An 11511-nucleotide genomic window follows, 5' to 3' on the forward strand; every position below is an offset into this window, starting at 1 on the left:
GCGTCAAGGCAACGCGGGTATGCGAGGGTCTAGCGGCGTGCCGCGCCGTGCATATTCGGCGAAGGCGACACCCCGCTTCATGGCCTCGTCCAGCGTCAGGACGAATTTCTCGCCCAGATTGTCCCAGGGATTGACCAGGGTCATCGACACGGCCTTGCCGGTCATGTCGTAGCCGACGCTATCCAGCACGAACGCGTGATGGAAGTGCATGTTGCCAAACGGATCAGGCTGACCGTATGCGCAGCCCACGAACAGGAATCTGGGGCTGCCGTCTTCCAGGCAGCATCCCCTGGCGGCGGCTCGTTCGAGGATCATCGACAAGCCCTCGGTATTTGTCGGACCATACATGAACGCGGTGCCGTAGCCCAGCAGGTTGCCGATCAGGGGGTCGTAGTTGTCGGCTCTTTGGTTGTGCGCGTCGATGGAGTCACGGTTCGAACGCAGCGGGCTTTGTCCGTTTTGCATCAGGTTGCCCGCAAGATGCTCAAGAACCTTGACCATCAGCGAATTCGTGCTGGCTGAGTGAGGATTGTCGATGATCCGCCTCAGCCTGGACGGAGAAATGTCGACCTGCAGCCGGCCGTTCTCCAATGCCAGCGCGTATCCCTTCTTTTTCAGGTTGTGCATCTCAAGCCGATCAGCCAGTACCTTTGCCAGGGTTTCAGGGGGCTCGCCCCGCAGCAGTCGCTGCCTGCCCATGGGTGAATGGATATTGGCGTTGAACGTCAGCCGAAGCGCCCCGCGCTCGGTGATTTCGGCCGAGTTCAGGATGCTCTCCTGCACGATGGGACTGGACAGGGCGCCGATCATGATGACCAGTGCGTAGCAATCGCCAGTGTTTCCTTGCTTGATGGACAGCGGTTCGCCGGCAGGGATGAGGCTCATGGCGTCGTCCTTGTGCTGCTGCAGGCTCAGCAGATGGTCGTCCACCTTCATGCGCTGGCAAGCCTGGCGCAGGCGGGCGATCTCTTGCTGATCATGGATATCGCGCCGCGCGTGCAGTGCCTGGCCGTCGATGATCAAGGCGTAGTCGCAGGTTCCGTTGGGATGTTCCGTCAGATTCAGTTCGAACATGTTCCGATACCGGGGCAGCGCCATGCCTCGCAGTAGCAGGAAGGCGCTGATGCGGGCTGGCTCCGCGTCAGCGATGGGGGCGTCGCGCTGAGCGGCGACGATGGCGTAGACGTTCCGGATGCTGTCCCGTTTCGCATTGCCCCGAAAAACGTAGTCGATGATCCTGTCCAGCAAGGTCATGGCCGAAGCGTCTTGCTCGGACTTGGCCTGGAAAATGCGTCCGAGTCTCGACGGGCTCAGGGAATAGGCCGGATGGCGCTGGGTGAGGTCGATGCTCAAGGTGTGTTTCTCCGGGCGGGCAAGGTAATGGGGCGCCCGGAAATCGACGGTGTGGCGGCAGGGGATATGGCGGGCATCGGAACGCTGGGTGGCTGCAATCCGCGAAGGGTTCCAGCGGAGCCGGATACTCAGCCCGGCCGTGCCTGCCGTCGCGCCGGATGTTCCGTTGGCCAGCGCGGCTCGCGCATCTACGCCGCCGGCATCTGATTCGTCACGCAATGAATCCCGCCTCCCCCCGACGCGATGGCGTCGATGTTCAGCTGCACCACCTTGCGCCCCGGATACAGCCGTTCCAGCAGTTCGCGCGCATGGGCGTCGGCCTTGGCGTCGCCGAACTCGGGCGCGATGACGGCGCCGTTGATGACGAAGTAGTTGATGTAGCCGGCGGCGAAATCGGGGTTGTCGCGCAGGAAGCGGCTGCGGCGCGGGTTCTGCGGCGGCGGCAGGGTGTGGATGTCCAGCGGCTTGCCGTAGGCGTCGGTGCTGCGCATGAGGATGTCCAGGTGCTTGCGCGTCAGTTCGTAGTCGTAGGAATCCGGATCCATGTCCAGATTGGCGACGACCACGCCAGGGCGGGCAAAGCGGGCATAGAAGTCGACGTGGGCGTCGGTGATGTCCCGGCCCTTGATGCCGGGCAGCCAGATGATCTTGCGGAAACCCAGGTCATGCGCCAGCGCCTGCTCGATCTCGGCCTTGGTCCAGCGCGGATTGCGGTTGTCGTTTAGCCAGCTGCTCTCGGTCATGATGGCCGTGCCCAGGCCGTCGGTCTCGATGCCGCCGCCTTCGCCGACCAGATCGCTGCGCAGGTGGTCGATGTCCAGGCCGTCGCACATGATCTTGGCCAGGCGGGAATCGGCGTCGTGGCGCTGCTTGTCGCCCCAGCCGTTGAAGTTGAAGTCCACGCCGGCCACGCTGCCCTGGCCGTCGGCCAGGAACACCGGGCCGATGTCGCGTATCCAGATATCGTCCAGCGGCGCTTCCTCGAAGCGGACGCGGGCCGCGCCGCAATGGTGTTCGGCCAGGCGGCGTTCCTCGGGCCGGCAGTACACGGTGACGGGCTGGAAGGCGGCGATGGCGCGGGCGATGCGGCCCAGCGCGGCCTGCACGTCGGGCGTGTAGTCCTCCCAGATGGCTTGCTGGGCGCCGAAGGCGATGAAGGCGCGCGCCTGTGGCGCGTTCTCTTCGGCCATGTGCCAGCCCTTGACGGCGGCGCGGGCGGCCGGGGTGTGGAAGGCCAGGCCCAGCGGCACGGCTTGCGCCCCAAGCAGCAGGGCGGAATGTTGGAGGAATCGGCGGCGGGTCGTCACGCGGGGCTCCTGGTATCGGTACGGATCGATAAAAAATTCTTGTTGATGGAAAAAGGGCGCGCAACCTTCGAATGCCAGTGTATTTCTCGGAAAAACACGCGGACAAGCGATATATTTAGCGGAATACTGATTAGCAAGGCTTATAGATATGTTGAAGCACTGGCCTCCCTTGAACGTGCTGCGCGGCTTCGAGGCGGCCGCCCGGCTGGGCAGTTTCCACAAGGCGGCGGAAGAGCTGCACGTGACGCAGTCGGCCATCAGCCAGCAGGTGCGCAGCCTGGAGGCCTATCTGGGCCAGCCGGTGTTCTTCCGGCAGGGGCGGGCGGTGTCGCTGACCGACGCGGGCTGGGATCTGCTGGGCACCACGCAGGCGATGCTGCGGCAACTGGCGGCGGGTATCCGCCGGCTGGACCAGTACCGCAAGCCCAATCAATTGATCGTGAACGCCAGCCCGGCCTTCGCCCGCCACTGGCTGATGCCCAGGCTGGAATCATTCCGCGCCGCGCGGCCCGAGGCCGACCTGTGGCTCTATACCAGCGACGCGCCGCCGGACATGGCGACGCAGACGGTGGACATCGCGCTGCGCGACGATCTGGCGCCGCAGGCCGATTGCGCGTTTCGCGTGCTGGTCGAGGACCGCCTGTATCCGGCCTGTCATCCGCGCTTGCTCGCGCCGGGCGCGGGGGCGCCGGCCACGCTGCACGGCGAGCGCGAGATGGACTGGAGCCACTGGGAGACGCAGGGCGGGGCCGATGTGGGCCAGCGCGCGCAGGGCATGAATTTTTCCGATCCTGGCCTGCTGCTGGACGCGGCGCGCGAGGGGCTGGGCATGGCGCTGGTCAGCGCACTGCTGGGCCGGCGCTGGCGCGACGAGGGGGCGTTGGCCGCGATGACGGAACAGACCGTGCGCGGTCCGAACTGGGCCTGGCTGGTGCATCGCGACAGTCAGGACGATCCGCTGGCGCGGGCGTTCTGCGGCTGGCTGTGCGAGGCGCTGGGCGTGCCGGAGGCGCCGGTATCTGGCGGCTGATGCGCGGCCATCGATGGTCCGCCCCGGGCGCGGGCCGGTTGGCTTTCAACGGCTGATGCGCACGCGCATGCCTTCGCGCCGGGTGCGCAGGCGGTAGGTCTGCGCCAGCATGCCCAGCGCTCGCGGGATGTCGTCGATGGGGAAGGTGCCCGATATCCGCAGCGCGCTTGCGCCGGCGTCCACCTCGATGGTCTCGCGGCCATAGCGCGCCAGCTCGCGCGCCCACAGGGCCACGGGCATGTCGTCGGCGATCAGGAGCCCCCGGCGCCAGGCCAGCGCGGCCTCGCTCGCGGCGTCGATGGCCTGGATGCGCTGGCGCGTGTAACGCGCGCGCCGGCCGGCGCCGATGATGTTCGCGCCCGGCGCCACGTCGGCGCCGTCGGGGTGGATCTGCACGGCGCCTTCGTACACGGCAAGTTCGGTGTAGCCCGGGTATTGGCGCACGCTGTAGCGCGTGCCCAGCGCCAGCAGCAGGCCATCGTCGGTCTGTACCAGGAAGGGGCGTGGCGGCGCGCGAGTGTCGGCGGCGGTGCGGATGTAGATCTCGCCGCGGCGCAGGCGCAGCAGGCGCTGGCTGTCGTCGTAGCGCAGGTCCAGCGCGGTGTCGGTATTGAGCGCGACCTCGGCGCCGTCTTCCAGCGTGATGTCCAGGCGTTCGCCGACGGCGGTGACGTAGTCGGCGGCCAGCCAGTCGCGCCAGAACGGATGGCGCCATGACAGCCAGCCCAGCGGCGCGGCCGCGAGCAGCAGGGCCAGGGCGCGCAGCGCGGCGCGGCGGCCGGCCCGGGGCGGGCGGTTCAGCGCGCGCGTCGCGAGCGCGGGCGGCAGCAGGCCGATGCGGGCCAGCAGCCGTTCGGCGCGCTGCCAGGCGCGCTGGTGCTCGGCGCTGCGCGCGCGCCAGCGTTCGAACTGGGCCTGGCGGGACGGCGGCAGCGGCCCGTCCTGCATCAGCAGCAGCCAGGACGCGGCTTCTTCAAGGATGCGCGGGGCCAGGGGCGGCAGGTCGCGCGGCGTGCGGATGCCGGCGGCGGCGCGGGCGGCGTCATTCATCGGGCATCAGGCTCAGGCAGGCCAGGTAGGCCTTGTGGATGTAGCTCTTGACCGTGGGCACGGCCACGTTCAGCGCCCGGGCGATCTCCTGCTGCTTCATGCCGTCCAGCGTGGCCATCAGGAAGGCCTGCTTCACGCGCGGCTTGAGCGTGTCCAGCATGGCGTCGATCTCGTGCAGGGTTTCCAGGATGACGCTCTGCTGTTCGGGCGAGGGATGCTGCGGCTGGGGCAGGGCGGCCAGCGCCTCGAGCCAGGCGCGCTCCAGCGTCTGCCGGCGCATCCAGCTGACCAGCACGCCCTTGGCCACGGTGGTGAGATAGGCGCGCGGCTGCTGGATCGCCTCGCGCGGGGCGCCGGCGCGGCTGGACAGGATGCGCAGGAAGGTGTCGTGCGCCAGGTCCTCGGCCGCGCCGCGGCCCCAGGAATTGAGCCGGTAGGCCAGCCAGCCGCGCAGCCAGGCATGGTTCTCGATGTACAGGGCGGCGATGCTGTCGCGCTCTGCGCAGGGCTGCGGCGGGCTGGGGGCGTGCATGGTCGGGACGGTCTTGCGTGGAGCGGAGGGAACGGCCGCGCCGGCAACGGGGCGGGCGTGGCTTGAGAAACGAATAAAAACCATTATCATTAAAGTTTGGGTGATTCGCAATACGGAGAGCCAGCCATGCGCGATTGCCGGCGCGTTGCTCGCGATGGATGCCGCTGGGGCCGGACGGTCCTGGCGCCGCGCGGCCGTCATGTCTCGGCCGCGTGGCGCGGGGGCGCGTACAGGGCCAAGGCCGTGCCCGCCGGCGCCGCCTTGTCGATCCGCGTATTGCGCGCGAAAAGTTTTTCTCCGGAAAACGTATCCCTTTTCCGATCTCGTGCGGCAGAGGAGCTGAAAGCCTGCGCTTGGCGTCGGCTCCAGACCCGACGAGATAGGAAAAGCATGTACCCCGCACGTCATCTTCCCCGTTCTTCCCGATCCCCGCGCCGCCTGCGTCCGCTGGCCCTGGCGCTGCGTTGCGCGCTGGCGGGCCTGCCCACGACAAGCATCGCCATGCTGCCAACCGGCGTTGCGCTAGCGGCCGAAGCCGCGCCTGGCGCGTCCGGCACGCCCGCCGCGCAGCTCGACGACACACAGCTGCGCAGCTACGACGTGCCGGCCGGGCCGCTCGGCGCGGCGCTGGGCGCGTTCGCCAGCCAGTCCGGGCTGCTGCTGTCCTTCGATCCGGCGCTCACGCGCGGGCTGAACGCGCCGGCGCTGGCGGGTCGCTACACGGTCAGCGGTGGATTGCGCCGGCTGCTCGCGGGCACCGACCTGCGGCTGGTGGCGCGCGCGGATGGCAGCTATGCGCTGGCGGGGGCGTCCCAGGCCTCGGCCGGGGCGATCCCGCTGCCCTCGGTGGTGGTCACCGCCGACGGGCTGCCCGAACCGGAGAAAGAGGTCTACACGGCGCCGCGCTCGTCGGTGTATCTGTCCGGCAAGGACCTGGACCGCTTCGGCCGGGGCGTGTCGCCGGCCGACCTGCTCAAGGGCGTGGCCGGCGTGCAGGTGGGCGACAGCCGCAACGGCGGCGCGCTGGACGTCAACATCCGAGGCGTGCAGGGGCAGAGCCGCGTGGCGGTGAAGGTGGACGGCTCCGAGCAGTCGCTGGACGTGTATCGCGGCTACGCCGGCACGCAGCAGCGCAGCTATATCGACCCGGACCTGATCAGCGATGTCACCATCAACAAGGGGCCGACGATGAAGTCCGGCGCCATCGGCGGCACGGTGGAGATGCGCACCCTCGGGATCAAGGACATCCTGGTCGATGGCAACAGCTTCGGCGTGCGCCTGAAAGGCGATGTGTGGAACAACGGCGTGGGGCCGGCGCGCCGCGACGGCACGCCGGGAGAGAACGTGTCGACGCAGCCGCGCGACAGCCGTGGCAGCCTGTTCGGCTCGCAGGCCAAGTCCGGCAGCGTGGCGCTGGCCTATACCAACGAGCGCCTGGATCTTGTGGCCGCCTACGCGCGCCGCAACCAGGGCAACTACATTACCGGCGAGAAAGGACGCGACCGCTACCGCGTCTATAACGAGTATGGCCGCGAGCAGTCCAGCGTGGCCAAGATCTACAACCCGGGCGAGGAAGTGCTGAACTCGTCCTTCAAGACCGAGTCCGTCCTGCTCAAGGCCACCCTGCGGCCGGCGGACGGCCACACGCTGGAGCTGGGCTACCGTCGCTACGACGGCCGCAACGGCGAGATCATGCCGTCCGACATCTTCCGTTCGGGCACGGCGGGCATCTACCAATACCCGTTGAGCCAGACCAAGATCGATACCTACACGGCGCGCTACCACTACCTGCCCGCCGGTAATCCGCTGGTGGACGTGACGGCCAACCTGTGGCTGACGGACGCCTCGACCAGCCTGCTGACCTCGGTGCTGGCGCCGACCTCGCAGGCCTACCGCTCGGATCGCAACTGGACCCGCCAGGCCAACCGCCGCATCGGCGGCGACCTGGGCAACGTCTCGCGCTTCTCGACCGGCGTGGGCGACTTCAAGCTGGACCTGGGCGGTTCGTTCCAGATGGAAGAAATACGCCCGCAGAAGGGCGTGGTGATCACGCAGCACGACATCAACGCCAACCGCACGCTGCGCGACGCCAAGCGCCAGGAATTCAGCCTGAACGGCAAGCTGGAATACAAGCCGATGGACAAGCTGACGCTGTGGACCGGCGGCCGCTACACGCATTTCAGCGTCGAGGACAACGGCACCCGCGCCATCGCCCAGCGCGAGGACCGCGCCATGCGTTTCATCATGGTGACCAAGCCGCGCGAATACGGCAACATGGCCTGGTATCCGGACAAGAATGGGCGGTACACGGCGGCGACGGATCCCCGGTTGAACAACGGCATCGTCTTCAAGAACACCAACTATCCCTTCGAGGGCATCAACTACAACGACTACGGCGCGACCGGCGTCAGGGTTCAGAACGAACGGGTCGTCAACATGGTCCAGGGCTACCGCTACGAGGGCAGGCAGCGCAGCAGCGGCGGCGGCTTCTCGCCGTCGGTGGGCTTCAATTTCGAGCTGATCCCGGACACCTTTGTCTACGCCTCGTATACGCAGGGCTTGCGCATGCCTTCGCTGTTCGAGACCAGTCGCGGCACCTTGCAGGTGGACCCGGGCAAGAGCCTCAAGCCGGAACGCTCCAGCAGCTGGGAAGTCGGCGCCAGTACGCTGCGCCAGGGCGTGTTCACCGACCGCGACACGGCCGGCCTGAAGGTGGCGTACTTCAACAACAACATCAAGAATTACATCACCCGCTACTACGATCCCAGCCCGGGCCTGATGGGCCTGATGCGCTTTTCCAATACCGACAGCTACAAGACCAGCGGCCTGGAACTGCAGTCGCACTACGATGCCGGCCGCGTGTTCGCCGATCTGTCGGCCACCTATTACCTGAAGACCGAGACCTGCGATTCGGCCTTCGCCGCCAAGCTGCGCGCCGCCGCGAACCGTTACCAGCCCACCCAGGGCACGCCCAACTGCACGCCGGGCAGCTTCATGGGGTCGTACACCAACACGCAGAATCCGCCCCGGTTGGCGCTGAACCTGACGGCCGGCCTGCGCTTCTTCGACGAGACGCTGACGGTGGGGGGGCGCGTGACCTATACCTCGGGTCCGACCGCCAAGGCCGACAAGCCCTGGCAGGTGGGAGCCACCACGCCGCAGCAGGTGTACCACTCGGTCGCGCTGTACGACCTGTTCCTGAACTACAAACTGCGCGAGCACACCGACGTGAACCTGGCCGTGCAGAACCTGACCAACCGCTATTACCTGGACCCGCTGGCGCAGAGCTTCATGCCGGCGCCCGGGCGCACCGTATTCCTGGGCATGCAGACCAGGTTCTGACCATGACGCCCGCCACGCTTGTCCCCCGGCCGCCGCCGACCCCACCCCCCTCTGCCTGCGAGGATGCACCATGACCAATCTATCGCCCCACGCCGACGCGGGCCGCGCCCGCCGCCTGAAGGCCAGCACCACGTCCACCCATGATTCGCTGGACAGCCGCATCATGGGCGCGCGGATCTTCGCAAGTCGCGAGCGCTACGCGGGCTTCTTGCGCGTGCAGTACCGCTTCCTGCGCGATGTGGACGCGCTCTATGCGCGCGCCGATCTGGCGGCGCTGCTGCCGGACATGCCGGCGCGGCGCCGGCTGGGTCTGGTGACGCGGGACCTGGCCGACCTGGGCATGGCGCCGCCGGCCGAGGCTCTGCCGGCGGCCGATGCCGGCATGGCCGTGCCCGGCGCGCTGGGCTGGCTGTACGTGGCGGAAGGCTCGACGCTGGGCGCGGCCGTGCTCTACAAGCTGGCCGGCAAGCTGGGCCTGGACCGCGACTTCGGCGCGCGCCACCTGGCCGCGCATCCGGAAGGCGTGGCGCAGCACTGGCGCGACTTCGCGGCGGCGCTGGACGCGGTGCCGCTGGCGCCGGAGCAGGAGGGCGAAGTCGTGTCCAGCGCCCGCGCGGCGTTCGTGGCCGTGCGCGGCTATGTCGAGCAGGAACTGGCGTGATGGAAGAACCTTCGGCCGGCGCGGATCGGGCGTCGCCAGAAGCAGGGCGGCGGCCCGCCGCGAAGCCGGGCCGGCTGGCGCGCGCCGCCTGGGCCGCGCTGGGCTGGCTGATGGTGGCGCTGGGCATCATCGGCGCGATGCTGCCGGTGATGCCGACCACCATCTTCCTGATCCTGGCGGTGGCCTGCTTCACGCGCTCGTCGCCGCGCATGGAAGCCTGGCTGCTCACGCACCCGCGCTTCGGTGCGCCTTTGCGCCAGTGGCGCGAGCAGGGCGCGATCAGCCGCAAGGGCAAGACCTATGCCGTCGGCGGCATGGCGCTGGGCTACGCGCTGTTCGCCTGGGGCGCGCATCCGTCCTGGATGTTGGACCTGGGCGTGGCCCTGGGCATGGCGGCCTGCGCCGGATGGATCGCGTCGCGGCCGGCGCCCGCCGCCGGAAAGGCCTGAGAGCGGATCCGGCGGCGCTGGCGTCCGGGGCTCCGGCTCAGCGCTTCAGGTACGCCATCGCCGTGTCGTGGAAGAAGAGATCGCGATGCGCGGCATAGGCGGGCCGGTTCATGATGTCGACGAACACGTCCAGGTAGCGCGCCGTGTTGTCGACCATGCTGGGCATGTGCCAGTCCGAGCCGTAGGCGACCTTGTCCAGGAAGTCGTGGGGGCGGCCGTTCTGCTGGGCCTCGGCGCGCGCGCGCTCGATGTTGGCGACCAGCAGTTCGCGCGCGTCCTTGTCGTCCAGCAGCTCGGTGATGTAGCCCAGTTCGCAATACACGTTCGGGTAGGTCGCGCACAGGTCGGCGACGATGCGGGCGAAGTTGTCGGCGTCGCACCACTCGGCGTCGCTGTCGGCCATCCAGCCGGCTGAGGAAACGCCCTGGTTGCTGGCACGGCCGCCGCCGGCATGGCCCAGGCAGAGCCGCAGATCGCGCCAGCGCTCGTGTTCGAGCAGTGCGCGCCAGTGCTTCGGATGAGCGTTCAGGCCTTTCTTTTCCTTCGTCTGGAAGCCGATGGGCGTGCAATGCACGAACACAGGAATGTCGCCGGCGATGCAGTAGTCGAAGAACGCCGCCACCCGGCTCTCCAGCACGGGGTCGGCGTTGCCGATGGGCAGGTAGCCCAGCGCCGGATAGAACTTGAAGCCCAGGAAGCCGTGCGCGATCGCGGTGTCGGCCAGTTGCCGCCAATTGTCGCGCCGGGGATCGAAGGCGGAAAAGCCGAACATCGATTGCGGGTTGTCCTGCTTGAGCTGCTCCATCTTCCGCAGCTGTTCGGGGAAGGGGTAGCGCGGCGGCTTGGGCACCGGATAGGCCAGCTGCATATCCATCATCATGTGCAGCACCTGGATGTTGCCCGCGCCGAGCTTGTCGTAGCTGGACAGCAGCTGCTTGAGCACGGCCTTCTCCGACTTCAGCATGGTCAGGAAGAACTCCAGGTAGTTCTCGACGTGGCTGCCCCAGGCGAACTTGTCCATCAGGTCCGTGGCCGCGCGCAGCGCCTTGCGAACTACGCGCCGGGCCCAGTCCAGCACGTCGACGAACATCGGCGCGGCCGCCAGCTGCTTGTACGGGACGGCGGGCTGGTGCAGCGGCGAGGGATCGGGCTCGACCCAGCCCTCGGCGGCGTAGTCGATGTTCGACAGCTGCTCGATGATCTCCATCAACTCCGACGACGCCACCGGCTCCAGCGGCTGCGCGTTCCAGGGCTGGTTCAGCACGTCGGCCGGGCCATGCTTGGCGAGCGTGGCGGCGGGGACTTCCTGCATCAGTCCGCCGCGGGTGATCTCCCAGATCCGCTCCAGATAGAACTCGTCCTCGGACGCGACCTGCAGGTGCTTCTGCGCGCCCAGGTCCTGGGCGTCCGCATAGGATGAACCCGCCAGCGTGTACAGCAGCTTCGCGACGTAGTCCGCGAGCTTGCTTTCCTCCTTGTTCATGGCGCTGGCGATCACGCTTTCCAGCGGCATGTAGCGGGCATTGAACAGATGGGTGTGCAGATCCACGACACGGGCAGGCAGGTTCATGCGAGTGCTCCTCGGGATGGGGAATGGCAGTCTAGCGCGGGCATGGCGGCCTGCATGCGGGCGAACGACAGGGGCAGGGAAAGTCCCGATGGGCGGCGTTTTGTCGACATTCTTGTGGGGCATGACGCCGTTCGCGCGGGAATCCCCCGCGCCGGCTTGCGCCAGGTCATGCGGGGCCGGCCCTGTCTCCTATCCACATCTCCGAGCCCACGAGACG

At 67.9% G+C, this 11511-nt stretch carries 9 protein-coding genes; 4 read left to right on the top strand and 5 right to left on the bottom strand.

Translation table 11 applies throughout. The features are described 5' to 3' along the window. Positions 1 to 3: 3 nt before the first annotated feature. Positions 4 to 1572: a hypothetical protein gene (locus AC6LJ9_RS24080; RefSeq protein WP_498149498.1), complete on the bottom strand. Its 1569-nt coding sequence runs from the start codon at positions 1570 to 1572 to the stop codon at positions 4 to 6. After that, on the bottom strand, positions 1542 to 2660 hold the full coding sequence (locus tag AC6LJ9_RS24085) for an agmatine deiminase family protein (RefSeq protein ID WP_498149499.1): 1119 nt from the start codon (positions 2658 to 2660) through the stop codon (positions 1542 to 1544). Before AC6LJ9_RS24085 ends, AC6LJ9_RS24080 begins: the two co-directional genes overlap by 31 nt. 148 nt (positions 2661 to 2808) lie before the next feature. Between AC6LJ9_RS24085 and AC6LJ9_RS24090 the strand changes: the two genes are divergently transcribed. Then, positions 2809 to 3690: a LysR substrate-binding domain-containing protein gene (locus AC6LJ9_RS24090; protein WP_498149500.1), complete on the top strand. Its 882-nt coding sequence runs from the start codon at positions 2809 to 2811 to the stop codon at positions 3688 to 3690. A gap of 45 nt (positions 3691 to 3735) precedes the next feature. Here AC6LJ9_RS24090 and AC6LJ9_RS24095 read toward each other — a convergent pair whose 3' ends face one another. Together AC6LJ9_RS24095 and AC6LJ9_RS24100 are read right to left on the bottom strand one after the other, a co-directional pair. Beyond that, positions 3736 to 4740: a FecR domain-containing protein gene (locus AC6LJ9_RS24095; protein WP_498149501.1), complete on the bottom strand. Its 1005-nt coding sequence runs from the start codon at positions 4738 to 4740 to the stop codon at positions 3736 to 3738. After that, the gene (locus AC6LJ9_RS24100; protein WP_498149502.1) at positions 4733 to 5272 is read right to left on the bottom strand and encodes a sigma-70 family RNA polymerase sigma factor; all 540 of its coding nucleotides are present in this window, start codon (positions 5270 to 5272) and stop codon (positions 4733 to 4735) included. The genes AC6LJ9_RS24095 and AC6LJ9_RS24100 overlap by 8 nt, the downstream gene beginning before the upstream one ends. A 390-nt stretch (positions 5273 to 5662) precedes the next feature. Here AC6LJ9_RS24100 and AC6LJ9_RS24105 point away from each other — a divergent pair, with 390 nt between their 5' ends. The 3 genes from AC6LJ9_RS24105 (at position 5663) to AC6LJ9_RS24115 (ending at position 9724) form a co-directional block, all read left to right on the top strand. Further along, on the top strand, positions 5663 to 8614 hold the full coding sequence (locus AC6LJ9_RS24105; RefSeq protein ID WP_498149503.1) for a TonB-dependent receptor: 2952 nt from the start codon (positions 5663 to 5665) through the stop codon (positions 8612 to 8614). A 70-nt stretch (positions 8615 to 8684) separates the two neighbouring features. After that, a complete protein-coding gene (locus AC6LJ9_RS24110; RefSeq protein WP_498149504.1) occupies positions 8685 to 9275 on the top strand; it encodes a biliverdin-producing heme oxygenase in 591 nt (196 codons plus the stop codon). Then, complete coding sequence (locus tag AC6LJ9_RS24115; protein ID WP_498149505.1) at positions 9275 to 9724, top strand: YbaN family protein; 450 nt, start codon at positions 9275 to 9277, stop codon at positions 9722 to 9724. The genes AC6LJ9_RS24110 and AC6LJ9_RS24115 overlap by 1 nt, the downstream gene beginning before the upstream one ends. 37 nt (positions 9725 to 9761) lie before the next feature. On the opposite strand, the gene AC6LJ9_RS24120 is transcribed toward AC6LJ9_RS24115, so the two are convergent. Beyond that, the gene (locus AC6LJ9_RS24120; RefSeq protein WP_498149506.1) at positions 9762 to 11294 is read right to left on the bottom strand and encodes an amidohydrolase family protein; all 1533 of its coding nucleotides are present in this window, start codon (positions 11292 to 11294) and stop codon (positions 9762 to 9764) included. Positions 11295 to 11511: the final 217 nt, after the last annotated feature.

The organism is Achromobacter sp. 1011811831 (genome assembly GCF_059760905.1).

Coding starts and splice junctions, on each gene's coding strand:
- AC6LJ9_RS24105 (WP_498149503.1), top strand. CDS start 5,663: ATGTACCCCGCACGTCATCTTCCCCGTTCTTCCCGATCCCCGCGCCGC.
- AC6LJ9_RS24120 (WP_498149506.1), bottom strand. CDS start 11,294: ATGAACCTGCCTGCCCGTGTCGTGGATCTGCACACCCATCTGTTCAAT.
- AC6LJ9_RS24115 (WP_498149505.1), top strand. CDS start 9,275: ATGGAAGAACCTTCGGCCGGCGCGGATCGGGCGTCGCCAGAAGCAGGG.
- AC6LJ9_RS24110 (WP_498149504.1), top strand. CDS start 8,685: ATGACCAATCTATCGCCCCACGCCGACGCGGGCCGCGCCCGCCGCCTG.
- AC6LJ9_RS24090 (WP_498149500.1), top strand. CDS start 2,809: ATGTTGAAGCACTGGCCTCCCTTGAACGTGCTGCGCGGCTTCGAGGCG.
- AC6LJ9_RS24100 (WP_498149502.1), bottom strand. CDS start 5,272: ATGCACGCCCCCAGCCCGCCGCAGCCCTGCGCAGAGCGCGACAGCATC.
- AC6LJ9_RS24095 (WP_498149501.1), bottom strand. CDS start 4,740: ATGAATGACGCCGCCCGCGCCGCCGCCGGCATCCGCACGCCGCGCGAC.